The 23,177-nt window shown below is 41.8% G+C and carries 18 protein-coding genes, 1 tRNA gene and 2 pseudogenes; 4 read left to right on the forward strand and 17 right to left on the reverse strand.

Annotated elements, in window-relative coordinates; genetic code table 11:
• The first annotated feature begins 1,207 nt into the window (after positions 1-1,207).
• The 4 genes from PQR79_RS10320 to PQR79_RS10335 all read left to right on the forward strand — a co-directional run bounded on the left by PQR79_RS10320 (position 1,208) and on the right by PQR79_RS10335 (position 4,213).
• A tRNA-Ile gene (locus PQR79_RS10320) sits at positions 1,208-1,284 on the forward strand.
• A 388-nt stretch (positions 1,285-1,672) separates the two neighbouring features.
• Complete coding sequence (locus PQR79_RS10325) at positions 1,673-2,299, forward strand: GNAT family N-acetyltransferase (protein WP_238102573.1); 627 nt, start codon at positions 1,673-1,675, stop codon at positions 2,297-2,299.
• Positions 2,292-3,176: an ImmA/IrrE family metallo-endopeptidase gene (locus tag PQR79_RS10330; RefSeq protein WP_238102572.1), complete on the forward strand. Its 885-nt coding sequence runs from the start codon at positions 2,292-2,294 to the stop codon at positions 3,174-3,176. Before PQR79_RS10325 ends, PQR79_RS10330 begins: the two co-directional genes overlap by 8 nt.
• Positions 3,173-4,213, forward strand: coding sequence for a beta family protein (locus PQR79_RS10335; protein WP_238102571.1), 1,041 nt, complete (start codon positions 3,173-3,175; stop codon positions 4,211-4,213). Before PQR79_RS10330 ends, PQR79_RS10335 begins: the two co-directional genes overlap by 4 nt.
• Here PQR79_RS10335 and PQR79_RS10340 read toward each other — a convergent pair.
• The 17 genes and pseudogenes from PQR79_RS10340 to PQR79_RS10420 form a co-directional block, all read right to left on the reverse strand.
• The gene (locus tag PQR79_RS10340; protein WP_238102570.1) at positions 4,186-4,788 is read right to left on the reverse strand and encodes a sce7726 family protein; all 603 of its coding nucleotides are present in this window, start codon (positions 4,786-4,788) and stop codon (positions 4,186-4,188) included. The genes PQR79_RS10335 and PQR79_RS10340 overlap by 28 nt on opposite strands.
• A 452-nt stretch (positions 4,789-5,240) precedes the next feature.
• Positions 5,241-7,304, reverse strand: a complete 2,064-nt coding sequence (locus tag PQR79_RS10345; RefSeq protein WP_238102569.1) for a replication endonuclease — start codon at positions 7,302-7,304, stop codon at positions 5,241-5,243.
• The gene (locus PQR79_RS10350) at positions 7,297-7,602 is read right to left on the reverse strand and encodes a hypothetical protein (RefSeq protein WP_238102568.1); all 306 of its coding nucleotides are present in this window, start codon (positions 7,600-7,602) and stop codon (positions 7,297-7,299) included. Before PQR79_RS10350 ends, PQR79_RS10345 begins: the two co-directional genes overlap by 8 nt.
• Entirely contained in the window at positions 7,595-7,852 is a 258-nt protein-coding gene (locus PQR79_RS10355) for a helix-turn-helix transcriptional regulator (protein WP_238102567.1), read from the reverse strand. The genes PQR79_RS10350 and PQR79_RS10355 overlap by 8 nt, the downstream gene beginning before the upstream one ends.
• A gap of 85 nt (positions 7,853-7,937) precedes the next feature.
• Positions 7,938-8,837, reverse strand: coding sequence for a hypothetical protein (locus PQR79_RS10360; protein WP_238102566.1), 900 nt, complete (start codon positions 8,835-8,837; stop codon positions 7,938-7,940).
• A gap of 18 nt (positions 8,838-8,855) precedes the next feature.
• The gene (locus PQR79_RS10365; protein ID WP_238102565.1) at positions 8,856-10,091 is read right to left on the reverse strand and encodes a site-specific integrase; all 1,236 of its coding nucleotides are present in this window, start codon (positions 10,089-10,091) and stop codon (positions 8,856-8,858) included.
• Between the two features lie 365 nt (positions 10,092-10,456).
• Complete coding sequence (locus tag PQR79_RS10370; protein WP_238102564.1) at positions 10,457-11,179, reverse strand: DUF599 domain-containing protein; 723 nt, start codon at positions 11,177-11,179, stop codon at positions 10,457-10,459.
• 74 nt (positions 11,180-11,253) lie between these two features.
• Positions 11,254-11,913, reverse strand: coding sequence for an RluA family pseudouridine synthase (locus tag PQR79_RS10375; protein WP_238102563.1), 660 nt, complete (start codon positions 11,911-11,913; stop codon positions 11,254-11,256).
• Between the two features lie 83 nt (positions 11,914-11,996).
• Complete coding sequence (locus PQR79_RS10380; RefSeq protein WP_238102562.1) at positions 11,997-14,114, reverse strand: methyl-accepting chemotaxis protein; 2,118 nt, start codon at positions 14,112-14,114, stop codon at positions 11,997-11,999.
• A 127-nt stretch (positions 14,115-14,241) separates the two neighbouring features.
• Positions 14,242-15,516 (reverse strand): 4-aminobutyrate--2-oxoglutarate transaminase, encoded by a 1,275-nt coding sequence (gene gabT, locus PQR79_RS10385; RefSeq protein WP_238102561.1) that lies wholly within the window; start codon positions 15,514-15,516, stop codon positions 14,242-14,244.
• An 11-nt stretch (positions 15,517-15,527) separates the two neighbouring features.
• Positions 15,528-16,976 carry an NADP-dependent succinate-semialdehyde dehydrogenase gene (gene gabD, locus PQR79_RS10390; RefSeq protein ID WP_238102560.1) on the reverse strand — a complete coding sequence of 483 codons (1,449 nt, stop codon included), beginning with the start codon at positions 16,974-16,976 and terminating at the stop codon, positions 15,528-15,530.
• Between the two features lie 72 nt (positions 16,977-17,048).
• Positions 17,049-18,335: an NAD(P)/FAD-dependent oxidoreductase gene (locus tag PQR79_RS10395; RefSeq protein ID WP_238102559.1), complete on the reverse strand. Its 1,287-nt coding sequence runs from the start codon at positions 18,333-18,335 to the stop codon at positions 17,049-17,051.
• Between the two features lie 184 nt (positions 18,336-18,519).
• Positions 18,520-19,336, reverse strand: a pseudogene (locus PQR79_RS10400) (ABC transporter permease subunit).
• The gene (locus PQR79_RS10405) at positions 19,333-20,232 is read right to left on the reverse strand and encodes an ABC transporter permease subunit (RefSeq protein ID WP_238102557.1); all 900 of its coding nucleotides are present in this window, start codon (positions 20,230-20,232) and stop codon (positions 19,333-19,335) included. The pseudogene PQR79_RS10400 and the gene PQR79_RS10405 overlap by 4 nt, the downstream one beginning before the upstream one ends.
• Positions 20,229-21,365, reverse strand: coding sequence for a polyamine ABC transporter ATP-binding protein (gene potA / locus PQR79_RS10410; protein WP_238102556.1), 1,137 nt, complete (start codon positions 21,363-21,365; stop codon positions 20,229-20,231). The genes PQR79_RS10405 and potA overlap by 4 nt, the downstream gene beginning before the upstream one ends.
• Before the next feature lie 154 nt (positions 21,366-21,519).
• A pseudogene (locus tag PQR79_RS10415) lies at positions 21,520-22,617 on the reverse strand (polyamine ABC transporter substrate-binding protein); the annotation flags it as partial.
• Positions 22,618-22,880: 263 nt separating this feature from the next.
• Positions 22,881-23,177 (reverse strand): aminotransferase class III-fold pyridoxal phosphate-dependent enzyme (locus PQR79_RS10420; protein ID WP_274408478.1); only part of this gene is annotated, 297 nt, incomplete at its 5' end.

A 23,177-nucleotide genomic window follows, 5' to 3' on the forward strand; every position in this document is an offset into this window, starting at 1 on the left:
AATCAGAAATAGNCYKRACCGCAAAGTGCAGTACCGGCAGCTCTAAAGGTCACTGGCGTGTTAGTTTGATAACATTGTGATAAAACGCTAGAAGCCTCAGCTTCAGTTTTTGGGTGGACAACGATTTGTGGTCGTTTTTGATAAAAAGAAGCATCAGTACCCCAAGCGATGCGGCGGAGGTAATCGGTGTAAACTCGTGAAGGCTCAAGATCTTGGCCCAATTTATCTGCAAGAACTGTCAAATTAGATTGCAACATGTGAATCCCCATTCATGTCATCAATATGTGAGAAGAGCTCGATAAGCTCCATCTAAAGAACGCTATGCCGACGCTATCCCCTAGCAGGGAAACCGAGACATATATCAAGGTGAGTTTATTGACCAGACATGTCGTATGCTCATGAAGCACACGAATGTTACGCAAATATCAATCTCGAAACAGTTTCTGTTAATCTTTATTGCCCGCGCTTGTCATATTTCTTATTTAATACAAGCTCAAGCCTCGCTAAAACGATAAACTATTCATAAACAGCAGACGAACCCACGAGCTAGTTAGTGCGTTATAACGGGGGTTGCACATGAGTTTATTGACTGACACAATCACACCTTACTTAATCTTTTTAGCAGNATAATCTATCAACATACCGCAAACACAGTAGCCCTTAGTTTGAATCTTTAAATCAGCTCAAAATTCACACAGTTAACGTGAACAACCGCCCAAACCAAAGCCGCCTCACACCAACCAATCTCACACAACGACCCAGAAAAACCACCTCGATCACGGTGATAAATCACAAAAATCGGTTAAATTAGTGATTAAACACACCCGCAATTGCGCAATATCATCACAGCCCATTTTTTGCACTCATGTTATCGAAATTGATAACGGTTCTCGTTAGTAATTAACCTTAAAAACCCATTCGTCAACTTCTGGTAACAATGACAGCTAACAATCACTAATTTCAATAACCAGCAAAGATATGCGGCATTTAGCATTAGCCATTTCAAATATTCAGCTTCACAGTGAGTAAAATGCTTAAGCTTGCACAAAGGGTCATAAGCAACAAACATATCGCCAGTAATGTGGAGACTGATTAACAGATAACCACTTGAGTCATTTAAGCTAAATTCATGTACAAACAGAGGTGACAAGCGGAAATAAACTTCGTATACTGCATCCGCTTTTGTTAGTGACGACTAGCTTAAGTCGGCCCCTTAGCTCAGTTGGTTAGAGCATACGACTCATAATCGTCAGGTCCCCAGTTCAAGTCTGGGAGGGGCCACCAATTCAGATAAGCCGTAGCAGGTTAGTACTTGCTACGGTTTTTTCGCATCTGGAGTTCTGTGTAGCAAATATGTAGCAGATTTATCGGTCATGTAGTTGCCTTTATGCAGAACTGCCCATACCTATCTTTAAATTATTTTCTTACTCTACTGCACTAGTAATTCCTTGGCTTACATAATTAAGGCTCCCAGCTACAATGTGAGTTTTATAATGACGTTCATTTTTTTCTCTTTGTTTATCTGTGCAACAATCCAATGAATACGAAACAAAATAAGCCAGCAACATGTTTATCACCGTTGTTAGTTACACTGATAAAAAACAAGGTTATTTTGAAAGTGGAGAAATATGATGTAGTATGGAAAAATTCTTAATTTAATCAGAGTTTTGTCGTGATCAATATAATCGCAAATGGAAGTGTTGCTGGAGAAGATGGAAAAGCTCACCTTTATGAAGTAAAGGAAGGCATAGATTTACTTAAGACAATGAAAATTCAATCTGATTGGACAGATGCTTTTATTAAGAGATTTTCCCAACTAATAATTGACAACCCAAGCACAACCCAAGCTGCACTAATCACTGACAATAATCTACAAGATAGTCATTGGGACTGGATAAATAAAGCAATACACTTAAATACAAGTGATTATATTTGGTTTAGCTTAGAAATTGATAACCACATACAAGCAGTTGTTGTTATCTTTCACCCTAAAAAAAGTCGTATAGAAGATAGAGATGTATACTACATTGACTATTTGGCTGTTGCTCCTTGGAATCGAGTAATAGGACAAGATCAACGACAGTTTAAAGGGCTTGGTAGCTTGCTACTCAAGGAAGCTGGTAAATATATCGATTCTCACCTACTGTATCAATACGGGTTTTCATTGCACTCCCTCCCGCAAGCTGCAACTTATTATCAACGAATTGGCATGGTTGATTTTGGACCTGACCCCACAAAGGATAATTTGCATTATTTTGAGATGGACTCAGTCAAATCGGAGGTGTTTGTATATGCCTAGAAAAAATTATGATGGCTTTGATGACCTAACAGTGAACTCATCCCCACTCAAGTCAAACCCTACTATAGATCTATATAACTACTTATTGAGTGTTGAAGATAAATTACCTCTAAAGTCTTTAGCCAAAAGTGGAGTTATTGCTTCTCCTGAATTGTCGTCTTTAGTCGCACTATACTCAGTTAGCGGCATTAAAGACTCCGGTAATTTTTTTAAAAAAGCTACTGACTCAAACTCTATTCATGCAGATGTCTGGTCTAAAGTAGTTCTTAAAGAAGTAATGATTAAAGAACTTTCTAATAAATGGTGTGATTTCAATGTTGAAAAAATTGATGTTCGCTTAATAACTCGTTTAAAAGAACTTTCAATAACTGCTGAAGGAATAAAATCTGTATCTGAAGTCCTACAGAGTATTGGAGTGATTTTGGTCTATGTACCTACTGTAAATAGTGCAAAAATCGACGGAATGGTTGGAAGAACTAATACGGGCAGACCATATATAGCTATGACCCTGAGGCATAATCGCCTTGATAATTTTTGGTTTTCTTTATTGCACGAAATAGGCCATTTAAAGTATCACTTTCTTTTACTGGATAGCCCAATAGTTGAAAACTTAGATGAGGTATCCACTAATGATATGGAGATTGAAGCAAATAAATTTGCTTTAACAGCCTTTATTCCTAGAAGATTATGGAGCAGAACTTCTCTAAAGTTTGGGTTACAGAACAATGAAAAATTGTTTGAAGTGTCTAATGAACTTGGTGTCCACCCATCCATTGTCGCAGGCAGACTGAGAAGAGATAAACAAGATTATCGCCTGTATAGTGATGTTATTTCTGAGTTTGATACTAGAACTATACTGTTTGAGGGTAACAAATGAACTACGTCCCTTTTCTAAAAGGTAAACAAAACGAATTTCTTGCTTTAAGAAGCTTAAGTTCAGATGCGCAAAATCAAATCAAACCATTTATAGATATTCCTCGAGGTGATGATAACTCGGAAGGAGCTATAAAGAAAAAAATTAAAACAGCTTTTGTAAATACAACCAGAATGTACAAAGAATATCCACTTCCTTTTTATTTGGATACTTATGACTTGCCTGCAGGGACATTTATCGATGGTGTGTATGTATATGAATATGTGCTTAATACCTTTTCTGGATTTGAAATAACTCCAGTATTGGGTTTAGATAGAGATCAAGAACATATAGATGCTGCAAAAAAGTACATCTGTTCAAAAGGCGGAAATGTTGCGATTAGATTATTGTCAGATGATATTGATAGCTTTAACTTGACTAAGGATGAAGTCGAGGACGTATTAACTGACTTTCCTGCAGATATGATGGTAGATGTGATTTTTGATTTTAGGGTTGTTACTGCTTCAATAGTAGCGAATATTCTTCCAAAATTGAATTTATTTTTATCTAGAATCAATGAAATTAATAACTTAAACCACGTCATTATTACAAGTTCTAGTATACCCGCTGTCGTTACAGAACTAACAGCTACTGGTAGCGACAACCATGTAAATAGAGATGAATGGGACTTATGGCAAGGAGTTGTGAATAAGGACTTTGATGAGTATTTTTATGGTGATTATACTGTTGTTTCCCCTGAATATTCAGATAATGATATAGCTGTAGAATTAATGCGAACGGTTCAGACTCCAAGGATTATTTACACTAAGGAGACTGAGCTTTACATCACACGAGGGAGAGCATTAAAAACTCATGGTGATAGTCAATATTTTAACCTTGCAAGAATGGTGCAGGTATGTGGATTTTACAGGGTTGGAAATTCCGATGGCGAAATCTATATAAATGACGTGGCACGCAGAAATTCCGGCAGGTGTGGTAATGCATCTAAATGGATTACTACTACAGTCACTTGTCACATAGAACACTTTTCTTCTATTTGAAAACTCCCACTCTGGTTCTTATCACCTAAGAACCTTTTCCGAAGTAGGCTGAATAATTCATGAGACACTATATTCCCATTTGATTCTGAACCTATTTTTTTGGCGAGTTCAGCTCTAGACGTTCTAGGGCTTGAATGTTTCTTGCTAATTAAAGTATCCAATTCTAATAACTCATTTTTCCAAAGAGATAATAAGGCTTTTTCAGCTTCCCAGTTAGGGTTTGCTTTCGGACATCTCTCTTTGTAAAAATTTAACTGACCATCTTCTATTTTAGCCAGTAAAACCCCCCAGTATGAGGGTATATGTTTGTCGATTTTATTTATAAATTTATCTGTTACAACAATGGATACCTTGTTGAAAGTATAATCATAATACTCAATTTGATTTTTTAGTCTGCAAAGTGAATCTCTATCACTCTTAATTTCAAAGCAATGTATTTCATCGTAGAAGGCCACCAAGTCAGCTCTAGCGTTCCCGTTATGTACATTCATTTCGTCCACAATTACTTGTGGGAAGGGGGCGTTAGAATTTAGATAAATTTTAAGCTCTTTTCGTATTGTTTTATCATCTAACACGTTAGTTTCTCCTTCGAAGACATTTAGCAGATTTTAGCATATAAACAGATAAAAATAGTTGATTAATGCCCTTATAATTAGATCTCTAACACCTCGATCTAGTCCAAGAATCCAATATTTCTCTATCTGCTTTTTCAACATACAGTTATCTGATTACTTTGGTAACTTTAATTTATAATTTGTAAATGTCAGCATGAAAGTCGAATACCATCTATCAAATCAGATTTTAGTAGTTGAGGGTACAGTTATTTACAGAACTCCAAGTAAAAGCACTTTAACCATGCTGGCTAGCTCTCAAATCAAGGGATAAAAAACAGATATTCTGAATTGTTGTTACTTTCGAAGCTTAAGAAAGAAGGGGAAGCTTCGTGATACTTGATGATATTTACATTACGATTATAAAGCATTAGCTTGAAACTTTGATGTTACGCCTAACAGTCTCATTGAAACACTTATACTTTGTGTACTCTCCATTGGTACAGTCTTGTCACTATCGTTTGCCCTGCGAACCACAGCCCCTTAATTTTAGTGGTAAGTTCACCATCATAGTAACTCGGTAAGCACTCACCAGTTTGTTCATCAATGTTGAGCTCATAATGTAATTTGATAGGTCTATCTTTTAGGTTAATTGAGATACCTCCCATAGCAGCCGTGTAAGCTTGCCAATCACTGTTATCCGCTGCAAACCTTGCTTGCTCTAGCACTGAAGAATTATTTTCATCAGCTGTCTTAAATAGCTTTTCACGGAGTCTTCTCAGTTCACGCCAAACCGATACGCTAGCACCACCAATTTGCTGAAATTGACGAATACACCAGCAAGAAGCCCACGCATCAATACGTTGAGCGACTAAAACTGAATCATTGCCAAATTGGTCTTCACCTAAACCTTCACCATCAATATTTTTAACGATGTATTTTAAAATATAGCCCGTAGCAGAGCCCTTACTTGGGTCAATGTTCTTAAAGTCACAGCGATTCTCTTGAGCCCCTTTTTCATCACCATCAACCTCTAAGGCGTAATGACGAATAATATCTTGCATTGCATCAAGCTTTTCAGCTTCTATAAAAAATAACATATGCCAATGAGGAGTCCCGTCATGTTGTGGCTCAACCACACGAAAACCATATGGATTGATATCATTTCGCTTGAATTCAGCTCTTGTCTTTTGCCACTGATGATTTAAATAGGCATTGGCTTCATCAGGCATTAGCCCTTGCCATTTAGGATTAGGTGCACCTGATTTTGAAAATGCTCGGTGATACTTTGAAGGACATGTAATGGTAATAAATAACGCCTCATGCCCCTCATCTTTAGCCAAGTTTTCAAAGCCTCTAGCACGGCAAATTAGCTCGTCCTTTCTGATTTTTGGATTAGACACATTTAGGTCTGATACCTCCTTTAATGTGTAACGCTGCCCTGCATCGTTAATGATGATGCTAGAACTCAATAATTCTTCATTTCTCAACCGTTGAGTTATTCGGTTCTTGGTAGTGATATTGCTAGCGTAAATCTGTCTTTTACTATTAACAAAATTGAGATGTAATGCCGCTTTTTCATTGGCCTGAGTAATAACTTTACGAAACTTCTTTAACCACCAGCGCTTATCTGAATACCGTTTTATACAACCTGACATTTTAATCGATTGATTCAGCTCTAACCGTTTAAGACCAAATGACTCAATGTACCTAGATAGAAACTCATACAATGTTTGCTGTTGCTTCGAAGTTAAATCTGCAATCAACTCCTTTGTATCAGCAGAGCAATCTTTTATCTGACTTTGGTTAAATGCAGGAAGCCATTCGGTATCATTCCCGCATTTCTCGGGATGGACTTGGTCAATTGCAGGAAGCAATCCGGCATCATTCCCGCATTGTTCAGGATGGACTTGGTCAATTGCAGGAAGCAATCCGGCACCATTCCCGCATTGTTCGGGATGGATTTGGTCAATTGCAGGAAGCAATTCGGTATCATTCCCGCATTTCTCGGGATAGATTTGGTCAATTGCGGGAAGCAATTCGGTATCATTCCCGTATTTTTCGGGATGAATTCGGTTAAATGCAAGAAGCTGTTCGGTGTCACTACCGAGTGTTTCTGGCATGCTTCCAAGATTAACCTTGTTATTTATATGAGATTGAGTTTCATGGAGCGCTTGATGATGAATGCTGATAAATTGAACGGCACTAGGGTCTATCACAATACGCCTGCAATATTCAGCACACTCTTTGGCTTTGAGATTTATATCGTCATCAAAACCAAAAAACATATGCGCTAACTTTTTCGGTAAAAGCTTAAACAGCTGTGAGGTGGTGTCTAGAATATGACGATTTCTAAGATAGGGCGTTGGTTTAGCAAATGCTTCCTCTAATATAGTTCTTTTTATCAAATTAGGAAAAAGCGAAAGTCTCCTAGAAATAAAAGCAGCATCAGCACCTTCCACTTTAGACAAATAGGGTGATAGAACCTCATCACCACTATCCATTGCCTTAACAAGATTACTCCTTCGAAACTTATCCATTTGAGCAAGTTCCAAACCTGAGTTTAGATAGGTAATTAGCTCCTTGCTCGGTCAAAAAGTAATGCTCATACTTAATGCCAAAAGGAAATACTATCTCACTGGTAACAAATCCCTCTTTAACAAGTTTAGTGAGTGTTCGCATATCAAACTTATATCGCTGGCCATGCTTGCTAACGTAGCGATCTAACCCATTTGTTTTTCGGTATGAATTGCCTACTTCACGGCAAATTTCAAAGTGATTGCCATTTAATGAAAGCCAAATTAAAAATCGATTTTGCTCCTTTGTTAACTTAGGCATGTTTACCACCTATGGCACTCTGCCCTAAGTGTTCCATGCGATAAAAACTATCAAGCCACTGGTCTAAATCTTCTTTAAGATAGCGAACTGCTCGACCAATTTTGATAAATGGTGGGGCTGGGGTTCTATTATCGCGATTACCTTCCATACGCGACTGACGTAGGAAGGAACGACTCATACCGATATATTCGGCTGTTTCTATTTCAGATAGTGCGCGTTTGGTTTCTGCGGTGGGTATTGCTGTTGGCATGTTTGCCTCCATGTACGTTTAAGTTCATGGAGGACAATAAAAGGCGTTTCTAGTCCTAGGAGTCCTTCTAGGACTGCTAGGACTGCTAGGACAAAGTTTTTTTCAGTTCTCGTATTAAATTATAAAAGCTCTTTTTCTTCATCTGTTTAAGCTCAGACTTTATGTCGAACCAGTACAATATATCATTACCAATTTCATCAATAATTTCGTCAGTATCAAACTGTCTAGGATCATTCAAAATATCTTCTCCTAGCCGATTCCAAATCTGACTTGCTTGCTCATCAGGGTATTGCTCAAGCATCGTCTGCAATAAAAGGTCTATAGGGCGACTATTTTTTTGAGTTGAATTCGCGAGCTGTTTGGGCTCATCATCTTCTAAATTGTTCCGAATATTGCGTGAAAAATAACTATTAGCTTTCTTAAGCTCTTCTGAAGTGATGCAGGCATCATCTAGCGTAAAGCTCTGGCTATGATGAAATAACTCTTTCTTAAGTGGCTTTGGAGGCTCACAGGGCGTTGATGTATCCCTGCTACTTGCTACGCCCTTACACATGTTCTCAAACTCTTTTAACATGCTGGTACGCTCTTGAGGATAAAAGTAAAAAGGCATGTATTCGAAAGGGATCTTATCAAAAGGTGTAGCTAACCATTTTTCAATAACGGTATTTGGCACCTCAACAGTGAACGGGTAGTCGGTCGAATAATGGGAAATTTTGTTTTGTTGCAATATGGTCGAACTGCCGACATATATTTTGCTTTTTTCAAACAATTCAGTTTGCTGATTTTTAGTCATTGAAATAAGCCCTGCATACTTCGCTTGGCCGAAACAGCTAAACTTACCCTTTACCCAACCGCCAATCAGCACATCTGTTGATTTGCAGTATAGGCAAAATGATACTTCGGTATCTGTGCTTAAATACTGAATATCCGCATCAGACAGCCCACAAGTTTCATTTAATTCTGATAGTCGATAATATGCTTTCAAGTCATTCCCTTACTTGTATTAACCAATCAAGTTTACCGCTGCCGCTTTATGCTCTGGTGCTAAGTGAGCATACCTTAATGTCATCGTCATATCTGCATGACCAAGTAACTCTCTCACAGTGTTTAGATCAACACTCTTCATCACTAATTGACTAGCAAAATGATGCCTCAAATCATGAAAATGAAAGTCCTGTAACTCTGCATCTTCAACCACCTTAGCAAACCCTTTTTTAAAATCGGTTAACGGCTTCCCTTCATTACCTTCAAATACAAAAGATGTAAACGGGTTTTGCTCACGCCATTTGGTCAGCACATTGAAGGCTGCATTGTTTAGTGGAATATGCCTAGTTTTACCAGACTTTGCCGATTCACCTTTAATCGTTAACACTTTTACTGAAAAATCTATGTTCGACCATTTGAGCGATAAAATCTCCCCTCTTCGCATACCTGTATTCATTGCAAGGATGACAATTGGCTCGATGTGATCTGCGTAGGTATGACTGCTAAGGCATGGTTGCTGCGGGTAACCGCGCTTTTGTCTATGCTCATTAGCACTCAAACGCTTTAACTTTATTAGCTTGTCACGTTCGGTCAATGTACTTAACAGAGCTTTCTCTTCTAATGGGTCTAGATAGCGAGTTCTGTTGTTGTCGAGCTTATAAGCCTTCACTTTGCTTAACTCATGAGAGTCTATAACTCCCCACTCAACAGCTCGACTCAAAGCCCCTTTTAAGGTGTTTACGTTATAGTTGATGGTTGCTTCAGCTTTATTGAGCTTTTTGGCTTTAGAGCGCCATTGCTCAATGTGCCATGCTGAAATCTCTGATAACTGCATATCAGCGAGTTCTTTAAAATTGTTAAGTAAAACACTTTTGATTTGGTCGGCTGTTCGAGTGCTATTAGCAATGAGCCAAGGGTGATACTTCTCTTCGACATAGACTGAAAATTTATTAAACTTTTTGGCTAACTCTTTTGCTTTAGCTGCTTTTTTATCTGACTGAACATTAACACCTGATGCAACCTTGCCTGCTTGGGCTTTAGCCATATCACGAGCCTGAGTAGGAGTAATTGCATTGCCCTTGCCTAATAGGAAATTTACCTGCTTGCCGTTGTGACGATAGAAGAGATAATAGGAGACAGCTCCCTTTGCTGAAATCCGAGCGTGGAAGCCCTTAATCTCGGTATCGTTGAGCCGCTTATCTTCAACAGTTAAGTTCTTTATCGAGGTCGCATTAATTTTTGATAAGATAGCCATACCACTCCCTGTGTAGCAAATATGTAGCAGATTGAAAGTATAACCAAGTTACGCGATGAATTACAGTGAACAAGAGAAGTAAAATTAAACCACTATAAATCAGGCACTTAATCGACAACCAAGATATATCAAAGTGCATTAAGGTTCACTGGGGTTTAGCTAAAAATCAGACTCATAATCGTCAGGTCCCCAGTTCAAGTCTGGGAGGGGCCACCAATTTAGATAAGCCGCAGCAATGTTTCATTGCTGCGGCTTTTTCGTTTGTGGTGTTCAGGGTTTTGATAAGCGACGAACATGAGCTTTGGACTATCGAGATGATGTCACACCACGCCATGATCAACATGGCGCGGGGAGTACGAGCTAAGCTAATCTTTGTGGATGTGCAGTGGGCTTTTTTCTAAATGGCTTTGAGCGGCGGTGATAGCGACCACGGCCTTTGAGTTAAATTCACGTTGATACAGGGTGTAAACCACAAATAAGCTGGCTACGATAAACATCCATGGATTGAAAAACCAGCACAAAGCGGCCATCGAATAATAATATGAGCGTAAACCATAATTGTACGAATGTGCAGCTTGGTCTTGCACAACGGCCATTTGGCGCGCGTAGGCAACAAGGTTTTTGTCGGTGCCGCTCTTATCGAGTGGCGCAGCACCAATCATCACATTAACAAAACCATACTGGCGCATTGACCAAGTAAACTGGAAAAACGCCAATACAAAAATGCCAACCAACAAGCCCAGTTTAACTTGTACTAAAGCGTGATTGGGTGGTGCGGCAAAAGGGATAGAGGCGATTACTGTTTCAAGTTTTTCGACTTGTGAGAATAACGTCAGCACACCCGCTAAAACCAGTAATGTCGTTGATGCAAAAAAAGCGATATTTCGTTCAAGGTTAGCCAATAACGCAGCCTCACCTACTCGGTTTTCTTTACCAATCACTTGCGACATCCACATAATGCGCTGCTGATGCATTACCCTTGCAATACAATTGGTCGTCTTTGCTTTGCGGCGTGCAAAACTGGTATAGCCGACCCAAGCAATAAAAAACACAATAAAGGCTAACGAATCTATCCAGGCAACCATCATGTTAATAACCTTTTAACATAAATTAATGGGTTGATTATGCATCAGTTTTCATCATCCTTAAATCAGTTTTTGGTTTAAAACGGGCTTGAACAAATACAATTCATCTTCTCAAGTGTTATCGGGTGAATAAAGCTCAGGCTTGTGGCATGCAATAATAATCGGGGGGCCATCTGTTGTGATTGCTGATTATGGTATAAATCACAACCCAGTATGGGGTGGCCAATCTGCTGACTATGAATACGTAGCTGGTGTGTTCGCCCGCTAATGGGTGTAAAGCGCACTCGGGTTGATAAACCTTGTGGATGCCTACCTATGACCTGGTAATGACTTTTAGCAGGCTTGCCTGTGTCGTGGCAAATTTTCATCAACGGAAAATGCTCAACGTCTTTGGCGATGGGTAAATCGATTTCACCCTGCTCATTGGGCAAGTCACCGTATAACACTGCAGTGTAGGTTTTACCAATGGTACGTTGCTGAAATTGCTGAGTGAGCAAACCATTAACCTGTTTATTTAACGCCACTAGCATAATGCCAGAAGTGCCAAAGTCGAGGCGATGCAATAAGGTTGCGGTGGGAAAGTCTTGCACTAGACGATAATGCACAGCGTCTTTATTAAGTGGATTTTTACCCGACAGGCTCAACAGCCCTGAAGGTTTGTTAATCAGCAGTAGATGTTCATCTTGGTATAATATGTCGATAACACCGTCACAAGGTGGCGCAATAAATTCAGCCATACAATCTTCGTCTTCAAATCAAGCGCTGATCATAATCGCAAAGGTGACGACAAGCCACCTTTGCCCAAGCTAATCGTCATTAATTAAGTTCGCAAACGACCAAGCTGTTGGTGTTGTTGACGAACTAATTCCGCTAAACTGTCACTGCTTTGTTGGGCGTCATCAGCAAGTTGTGACAATTCAGATGCTGAATCTGAAATCCCAGTGATATTACGATTAACCTCTTCGGTTACTGCGCTTTGTTCTTCTGCTGCGGTAGCTATATGCGTCACCTGACTTGATACTTCATTAATTTGTGACACGATGGCATTTAATGACTGTAATGCTAACTGGGTTTGTTCAACAGCTTTGTTCGCGCCTTGAGCGCCTTTATCAATAATTGTCGACGCATTTTTCACTTCTTTTTGTAATGATTCAATCAAGGTACTGATTTCATCTGTCGATTGCTGGGTTCTTGATGCTAAGGTCCTGACTTCATCAGCAACCACCGCAAAACCTCGCCCTTGCTCTCCAGCCCTAGCTGCCTCAATTGCGGCATTTAATGCCAGCAGGTTAGTCTGCTCAGCGATGGCGCTGATCACCTCTAAAATCCTGCTTATATTTGCGCTACTATGCGACACTTGAGCAACGGCTTGCTGGGCTTGCACTGACTCTTTTGACATATCTTCAACATATGTCATGGCATTTGTTAGTCGAGACTCACCTTCTCTAACATTCACAGTCATCGACTCGGTCTCCATCGCAGTTTGCTCTGAGGCTTTTGCCACTTCAAGCGCGGTTGCACTCATTTGATTCACTGCGGTAACGACGCTTTCAATCTCGCTATACTGACGGTTAACACTTTCGCGAGTATGTTTAGCAATGTCGGCCGACTTAATACTTTCTTGTTGCGAGCTATCGGCCAATATTTTCAACTCCGCAATCAAATGGCGCAGCTTAGCGATAAAGGCGTTAATGCCACCACCAAGCGCAATCAACTCGGCATGCGCGTCAACCTCGATAGTTTGAGTTAAATCACCTTCGGCGCTAGCCAAGTTTTCAACCCGCGTTTGAATCATATGCAACGGCGCAATAATACTGCGAATGACCATACTGATAATAATCACGGCAATCACCGTGACCGCAATGCCAATCATCAGTAGTAAACTCCCCAGTGAGACTTCCATTGCGCTCATAGCATCATTCATTTGATTAACCGCCATAAAAGCCTGGCTTTTAGGCACCTCAATAATCAACGACCAGGTAGTATCAGCCAGTTTAATCGCAATGGGGTACCCTACCGCAATGCTGTCTGGCTCATTAACAAAACCAGATGTACTCTTTAACGCTAATAATTTTTTAGCCAACTCAGGTTTTACTGACTCACTTAGTGGCCGTGCGAATTTAGTATAATGACTTGCCGCTACCACAAAGCCCTTTTCGCTAACTAACGTGACTTTAGCTTGGCCCTGGTACAAGCTTTGAGACAATTGCATAATCATCGTTTGAAACTGAGGGAGGTTTATATCAACGCCCACTAAGCCTTTAAACTGATTATCGATTAGCACAGGTACAGTAAGTGAGGTCATTAATGCTGTATTACCCGGGGTAATTTCGTATAAGTACGGTTCCATTAGGCATGGCTTTTTTGCATCTTTGGCACACAAATACCATTCCGCTTCACGTACACCAAACTCATTGAGAGTATCGATGTATTTTTCTGCGGCGTCATCAACCGATTGTTGCTCAACCGTACCATCGCTGTTGCGGGTGTAATAAATCTCCAAGGTGCCTGCATTTGGCACACTGTGGCTGCCTCCTTGACGATAAAGATCATCGAGATTGTCATAGCCATTAGGCTCAAACTGGGCATACATTGACGAAATTTGAACATTTTTTTGTAATACGGCAGCCAGTGATAATTCAACACGCTCACGCGTGAGCGGATCTTGTTTCGACGTCTGTTCAATTAAACCGGTAAACGAATACGGAATACGATACGCCTCATTAATAAAGCCAGCGACACGTTCACCGTACTCACCTGCTCTGGCTGAGAGTTTGTCATTAATTTCTTGCTGTAAAGCCACTTCAACCTCGGCAGCTAAACTATTATTTTTATCTTTAAGCACTATCCATAAACTGATTGAAAGGGTAATAACGGTAGCAATAAATAATGCCGAGGTGATCCATAACAACTTTGACCTAATGGATAATGCTTTCATGCCATTCAACTCCCAGTGTTTATTCGATTTTTTAAGTGTAGTCAGCTTTAAAGGTATATTGCAAAGCCACATAAAAAATCCCGCTCGCTGCGGGATTTTATTTTACGTTTGCAGGCGCTATTCAGACTTAATTAAATACAACTTGAAAGGTACTGTCCATAATCGCTAAACCTGCATCAATTTGCGCATCAGGCGCCGTTAGCGGCACGAGTACGCGGATCACATTACCGTAAGTACCACAGGACAATAAAATCAGCCCACGGTTACGTGCTTCAGCCAAAATTTTAGCACTGTATTGTGGCGCAGGTTTGCCGTCTTCCATCAGTTCAATGGCAATCATCGCGCCTAAACCACGCACATCAGCAATTTGCGAATATTTAGCCTGCATATCAGTTAATGCCGCTTTAAGCTTATTGCCCACCTCGTTGGCTCTGGCCAGTAACTGCTCTTCTTCAAACACTTCAATCACCGCAAGTGCGGCGGCACAGGCTAATGGGCTACCACCGTAGGTTCCGCCCAAGCCACCGGCCGTAACGGCATCCATAATATCGGCTTTACCGGTAATTCCAGACAGCGGAAAACCGCCGGCTATCGATTTAGCAAAGGTGGTAATGTCAGCGGCAACGCCCATTTGTTCCATGGCAAAAAAGGTGCCGGTACGCCCTGCGCCCGTTTGCACTTCATCAGCAATTAATACGATGCCATGGTTGTCGCATAATTCGCGTAAACGTTGCATAAACGATGGCGTCGCAGCGTAGAAACCGCCCTCACCTTGCACAGGCTCTAAAATAATGGCCGCAATATCTGTAGGCTCTGCATCATTTTTAAAAATACGTTCAATTGACTCAATCGCATCATCTTCAGATACGCCATGCATTTCACACGGAAACTCTGCACGAAACACATTAGCCGACATCAACCCCATACCTTTACTGTACGGCGCAACTTTGCCGGTTAGGGCCAATGCCGCCATCGTACGGCCATGATATCCAGAAGTGAAGGCAATCACCCCTGCGCGCTTGGTGTAAGCCCGAGCGACCTTCACGGCGTTCTCAACAGCTTCTGAGCCACTGGTAAATAGCGCCGTCTTTTTGGCGAAGTCTCCGGGCACTAAGTGGTTAAGTTTTTCACATACACTAATGTAGCTTTCATAACCTAATACCATAAAGCAAGTATGCGAAAAGGCATTTAGCTGTTCAGCCACTGCCGCTTTGACTTTGGGGTGTAAGTGCCCCGTATTCAGTACCGCAATACCGCCAGCAAAATCGATATATTCACGGCCTTCTACATCCCATACGGTTGCGTTTTCTGCACGTTCAGTAAAAATAGGGTGAATTTGTCCTACACCTTGAGCCACCGCCGCCTGGCGACGCGCCATTAGTCCATCGTTTGTTTTAGTCATTGCCCACCCTCTTAAACTGACATGCAGATATATTTCATTTCAAGGTATTCTTCGATACCAAACTTAGACCCTTCTCGGCCCAACCCAGAGGATTTAATGCCACCAAATGGTGCCACTTCGGTGGAGATTAATCCGGTATTTACGCCCACCATGCCGTACTCAAGTGCTTCAGCCACTTTGTAGACCAGTGAAATGTCACGACCATAAAAATACGCCGCTAAGCCAAACTCGGTATCATTGGCTTGCTTAATCACATCATCAACAGTGTCGAACTTAAATAATGGCGCTAACGGGCCAAAGGTTTCCTCTTTGGCCACCAACATCGACTTATCTACATCGCGTAAAATAGTGGGTTCAAAAAAGAATCCGCCTAAACTATGGGCTTTACCCCCCGCCACAACACTGGCACCTTTTGCTACGGCATCCGCTAAATGACTTTGCACTTTTGCCACTGCAGCTTGATTGATTAACGGGCCAATATTCACCCCATCATCTGCGCCGTTACCCACATTGAGTTTAGCCACTGCTGCGGCAAATTTTTGAGTAAATTGCTCATACACGCCCGCTTGCACATAAATGCGGTTAGCACACACACAGGTTTGGCCGGCGTTGCGGTATTTTGCAATCATGGCGCCTTCCACTGCGGCGTCAATATCGGCATCGTCAAACACGATAAACGGTGCATTGCCGCCTAATTCAAGCGACAGTTTTTTAAGCGTTGGCGCACATTGCGCCATTAATTTTATGCCAACAGCTGTTGAGCCCGTAAACGATAACTTACGCACAATTGGGCTTTCACATAATGTGTTACCAATGGCAATGGCATCGCCTGTCAGCACACTAAATACTCCCGCAGGAATACCCGCACGATGAGCAAGTTCAGCCAACGCTAATGCGGTAAAGGGCGTTTGCGGTGCCGGTTTAACCACCATAGTGCAACCCGCAGCAAGCGCTGGCGCCGCTTTACGGGTAATCATTGCTGCGGGGAAATTCCACGGCGTAATGGCCGCAGTCACGCCAACAGGTTGTTTAATTACTGTCAGTCTTTTATCAGCTTGATGCCCTGGAATCGTGTCGCCATAAATGCGCTTGGCTTCTTCAGCAAACCATTCAATAAAAGAGGCAGCATAAGTCACCTCGCCTCGGGCTTCAGCGAGAGGCTTGCCTTGTTCTGTGGTCATCATGATCGCAAGATCATCAGCATGTTGGTTAATCAATTCAAACCAACGGCGTAACTTTTGGCTACGCTCTTTTGCCGACAGCGCACGCCAAGCTGGCAGCGCTTTATTCGCTGCAGTGATTGCCGCTTGAGTTTCAGCCGCGCCCATCACAGGCACATGGCCAATTAACTCTTGTGTTGCAGGGTTGGCAATCGCAACGGTTTCACCGCTGTTAGCACTTACCCACAAACCATCGATATAGCATTGCTCGTGCAATAAGCTGGGATCATTTAAAATCACAACGCACTCCTACTCAATTTGATAAACAACTTAATTCCCTGTAAATAATCTCAACTCAGTGACTGAATAAGATTAAATACCAAACTTGTCGCGCATGGTGTAATACCAAGCCCCTAACGCACTAAACGGTACTCGTAAGGCGTGACCACCGGGGAATGGATAATGAGGTAAAGCAGCAAAGGCATCAAAACGGGTCGCTTGACCATTGAGCATTTCGGCAATTAATTTGCCCGCCAAATGAGTATAGGTAACCCCGTGACCGCTACAGCCTTGCGAGTAATAAATGTTATGTCCAATTCGGCCCACTTGAGGCAAACGTGACAAAGTCATTAAAAAGTTACCCGTCCAGGCATAATCCACTTTAATGCCTTTTAACTGCGGAAACGTCTTTAATAATTTAGGCATAATCAAGGCTTCGACGTTAGCAGGGTCACGAGCGCCATATACCACGCCGCCACCAAAGATTAAGCGTTTATCACCAGATAGGCGGTAATAATCTAACAGGTAATTACAGTCTTCTACGCAATAGTCTTGCGGTAATAAACTCGCGGCAATGTCATCAGGCAAAGGCTCGGTTGTCACCACTTGAGTACCACATGGCATTGACTTAGCTTGTAGCTCTGGCAATAACTTACCAAGGTAAGCATTACCAGCTACCACCACAAATTTACATTTAACCTGGCCTTTTTCGGTGTGCACCACCGGAGACTCACCGTCATCAACTTTAATCACTGCAGAGTCTTCAAAAATTTGTCCACCCAGTGATTCAACGGCACGAGCCTCACCTAAAGCCAAGTTTAGCGGGTGAATATGACCGCCGCTTTTATCGAGTAAACCGCCCACATATAATTCGGTATTCACCACATTTCGAATGCCGTCTTTGTCTAGCATCTCTAAATGGTTGTGATGCCCATGGGCTTCCCATAAGTTTTTTTGTGACTGTAAATGGCCCATTTGCTTGGCGTTCATCGCCGCGAACACTCCGCCGTCTTTTAAGTCACAATCGATATTATATTTGGCAATACGGTCGCGAATAATTTGGCCGCCTTCAAACGCCATTTGACCAAATAGTTTGGCTTGTTCTTTACCCACCACTTTTTCTATGCTGTCGATATCGCGGCTAAATGAGTTAACAATTTGCCCACCATTTCGGCCCGATGCGCCCCAGCCAATGCGAGCCGCTTCGAGGATAACCACTCTCATGCCGCTTTCTAATAAATGCAGCCCAGATGACAACCCTGTATATCCCGCACCAATGATACAAACATCCGTTTCTATTGAAGATTCTAAGCGTGGGCGTTCGACTTTATCATTAGCCGACGCAGCATAATATGAACTAGCATGAGGTGTGGCGGACATAGCGCTTCCTTTATAGGTTCGAGACGAAATACAACATGATCATCGTACACTTAAGCATATTTAAAAACTAGCATTTAAAGTGTAATTTTTGACACTTTGTAGAATATATTTAACACCCTGACGTCACCTTGGTAAAAAAAAGCCACACTTAAAAAAGCGTGGCTTTAGCAATGGTTCGCTCAGATTACTCCATTGCTTCTTTAGCTTTGCGTTCTGAGCGTCGGGCTAAATACCACGACAAGAACGCAACCAAAGACACACTCAGAATAATAATGGTGGCTAAAGCATTAATTTTAGGTGAAACCCCTAAGCGCACCGATGAGAACACCACCATAGGTAACGTGGTAGACCCTGGTCCAGAGGCAAAGCTGGCAATCACTAAGTCATCTAACGACAAACTAAACGACAAGAACCAACCGGCAATTAACGCCGGAGAAATCATCGGCACTGTGATTAAAAAGAAGGTTTTAAAACGCGTTGCACCTAAGTCCATCGCCGCTTCTTCAATCGACAAATCAAGTTCTCGCAATCTTGACGACACCACCACAGCAACATAAGCCGCACAAAACGTGGAGTGAGCAATCCATACGGTTACCATTCCACGCTCAGCAGGCCAACCAAGCAAGTCGGCCATTTCAACAAACAGCAAGAGTAATGACAACCCGGTAATCACTTCAGGCATAACCAGTGGTGCGGTTATCATGTTAGACAAGGTTAACTTTKSCCMARRNGCGGCGAAAACGCGTCATCACAAATGCTGCCATGGTGCCGATAATCACTGCCATGGTCGAACTGTAGAATGCAATGCGCAAGCTGGTCCACACCGCTTCGAGTATTTGAGTATCTTTAAATAACTCGCCATACCATTTAGGTGAAAACCCACTCCACACTGTCACTAATTTTGATTCGTTAAACGAGTAAATAACCAAAATAAACATCGGTGCATACAAAAACAGTAAGCCAAACCACAACATCACTTTAGAGAAACTGAGCTTCTTCATACGGCGTTCTCCATATTACGTGACTGATAACGGTGGAATAAGGTAATAGGAATAATCAACAGCGCTAACATCACAATTGCTAATGACGAGGCTACTGGCCAGTCGCGGTTATTAAAGAACTCTTGCCACAATACTTTACCAATCATCAGCGAATCTGGGCCGCCCAATAACTCAGGGATAACAAACTCACCTACCGCAGGAATAAACACCAACATCGAGCCGGCAATCACGCCCCCCATTGACAAAGGTAAGGTGATTTTCCAAAAGGTATTAATGCTGCGCGAACCAAGATCTGAAGCCGCTTCTATTAAGCTTAAGTCCAATTTCACCAAGGTGGCGTACAGCGGCAAGATCATAAACGGCAAGTACGCGTAGATAATCCCAATATATACAGCAAAATTGGTATTGAGCATTTGAATAGGCTCAGAGATAACCCCTAACCACATTAATGCGTTATTGATTAAGCCGTTATTGCTTAAAATCCCCATCCAAGCATAAATACGGATTAAAAATGAGGTCCAAGACGGCAACATCACCAACAGTAAAAGTACCGTTTGCAGCCTCGCGGGTGCCCTCGCAATGGCATACGCCATCGGAAAGCCCAAAATTAAACAACCTAAGGTGGCCACAAAGGCCATTTTTAGCGAAGTCAGGTAAGCCATGTAATACATCGAATCTTGCAGTAACAATAAGTAGTTACCAAAATTCAGTGCAATATTAAGTATTTCATCTGCGTAGCTAAAGGTCGCTTCGTATGGCGGAATCGCAATCGCCGCAGACGAAAAACTCAGCTTTAACACAATCGCAAATGGCAGCGCAAAGAACATCAATAACCATAGGTAAGGCACCCCCATGGTCAAATAACGACCTTTGATTATTTTCAGTGGATTCTTCATGAGTGTAATACAACCCCGCTGCTGTCTTCCCAACTGATGTACACCTCATCTTCCCACGTTGGGTGGTCGGCGCGGCGTTCGCGGTTAATCATTGAGCATTGTACGATTTGCTTGTTTTTCAGTTTAATGTAGTACACCGACAAGCCACCAAGGTAAGCAATATCGTGCACAACACCGTGAGCCCAGTTGTATTCAGAGTCTGGTTTTTCACGGGTAATAATGGTTTTTTCAGGACGTAGCGCTAAAAAGACGTTTTTGTTTTCTAAGCTGGTTGAAATACCATGGCCGATATAAAACTCACGTTCTAGGCTGGCTGACTTAATCACAGCGTGATCCACTTCATCGGCAATAATTTCACCGTCAAATAAGTTCACGGTACCAATAAACTCAGCCACTAAACGACTGGCTGGCGATTCATAAATGTCCATTGGACTACCAGTTTGGGCAATCCAACCTTCATGCATAATAGAGATCCGATTAGCCATGGTCATGGCTTCTTCTTGATCGTGGGTCACCATCACGCACGTGACGCCTACTGCTTCTAAAATATCGACCACTTCTAATTGCATTTGAGTACGCAGCTTTTTGTCTAACGCGCCCATTGGCTCGTCAAGTAACAACAATTTAGGACGCTTAGCCAATGACCGTGCCAATGCCACACGTTGACGCTGACCACCAGACAACTGATGCGGTTTACGTTTACCGTATTTTTCCATGTGCACCAGTTTAAGCATTTCTTTGACACGCACTTCAATTTCTGCTTTTGGCATTTTGTCTTGTTTAAGACCAAAAGCGATATTTTGCTCTACCGTCATATGTGGAAACAACGCATAAGACTGGAACATCATGTTAATTGGACGTTCGTATGGCGGCATATCAGTAATGTCGACACCATCAAGAAAAATACGTCCTTCTGTGGGTTTTTCAAACCCGGCCAACATACGTAATAATGTTGACTTGCCAGAACCTGAACCACCTAGCAGAGCAAATATTTCACCACGATTAATGGTAAGTGACACATCATCTACAGCACGCACGTCATCAAACAGCTTGCTTACGCGCTCAATTTTGACCAGGACTTCATCTTGCGTCTTTGTGGTTGGTTTATTCGTGACGCCTGAGGTGTTTCCCATAATACTGCTCCGCCTTTTTGAAGTATGACCATCACAACAATGACTCTGTTATGCACACACTTAACCGTTCTATAGTGGCTAAATTAGCCATCAAAAGTAGATAAACAAATGTAAAAAGTGAGGGCGAGTGTCCTCGCCCTCGTTGTGNAGSNTATTGGCCTGACTTCACTTTAGTCCAAGCACGAGTAGCCGCACGTTGCACTTTTAAAGGTCGAATGTCACCAATGTATAGGTTGTCAATTACCGACTGAGGTGGGTAAATGGCTGGGTCGTTACGAATCGCCTCATCAACAAGCTCTTGAGCAGGAACGTTAGGGTTAGCGTAAGCGACATAGTTACTGATAGGTGCAATCACATCAGGACGTAACAAGTAGTTGATTAGCTTGTGGGCGTTCTCAACGTTAGTTGCATCCTGAGGGATGGTTAACATATCAAACCACAAGTTAGCGCCTTCTTTAGGGATTGAGTAACCAATTTTGTTACCGTTTCCGGCTTCATCAGCACGAGCAGCTGCTTGGAACACGTCACCCGAGAAACCAAACGCCACACAAATGTCACCGTTGGCTAAATCAGAAATGTAGCGTGAAGAATGGAAGTAAGTCACATAAGGACGCACTTTGGCTAATACTTCGGCCGCTTTTTCATAATCAGCAGCATTTTTGCTGTTAGGGTCTAGTCCTAAATAAATCAATGCTTGTGGCAACATATCGTCTGCTGAATCGAGCATAGCAAAACCACATGAACCAATTTTTTCAGCGTATTTAGGGTTAAAAATAAGCTCTAAAGAATCAAACGGAGCATCTTCACCAACGGCCGCTTTCACTTTATCGACGTTGTAACCAATACCGTTAGTACCCCATAAATAAGGCACTGAGTACAAATTACCTGGATCGGCTTTTTCTAACTGCTTCATCAAGTCAGTTTTTAAATTGGCATAATTAGTCAACTTAGTGCGATCTAACTTTTGAAACGCACCCGCTTTAATTTGTTTTGCCATAAAGTGGTTTGAAGGCACCACAATGTCGTAGCCGCTACGGCCAGACAACAGTTTAGCTTCAAGCACTTCGTTGCTGTCGAACACGTCATAAATGACTTTTATGCCGGTTTCTTTTTCAAAGTTAGCTAATGTATCTTCGGCGATATAATCTGACCAATTATACATTTTGACCACTTCCTCGGCCTGAAGCGCAGTGCTTGAAAACACACTTGCTGTAATGAGGGCCAATGTGGATAGTTTGTTTAGTAGCTTCATATTTTCTCCCTTTTTGGATAATGGTCAGTGCGACGCTGACGTTAGTTTTTTCGCTAGCTATACCAGCGTGTAAAATCTTCTTTCTATTGAAAGAAATTATCCAATGCTACAACTTAACTATGCATCGGTATGATTACAGCAACGGCATGCGCTCCCATAATTTTGCGGATTTTATCAAAAACATATTCGATTACTAGACATTGAAATGCTTTTGGTTAAAAAATCACTATTTTACAATATTCATTCACCTAAAAAAGCAGTGGTTATTGCCCTTGAACATACTGATATGTGTCATTGAGCGCCAACATTGCCTTAGCCACTAACTCGTCAATTTCACTGTGAGTCATTGTTAGCGGTGGTGAAATGATCATGGTGTCGCCCACAGAGCGCATCACCAAACCATGCTTTATACAGGCGTCACGACAAAACGTACCAACGCCTGTTTTAGAGTCAAACTTTTGCTTTAACTCTTTATCTTTTACCAGTTCAATCGCTGCAACCATGCCTAAGCCGCGCACTTCACCCACTAAAGGGTGTTCGGCAAGTTCTTGCAAACGAGA

The organism is Shewanella metallivivens (genome assembly GCF_028750675.1).
GTDB lineage: Bacteria > Pseudomonadota > Gammaproteobacteria > Enterobacterales > Shewanellaceae > Shewanella > Shewanella metallivivens.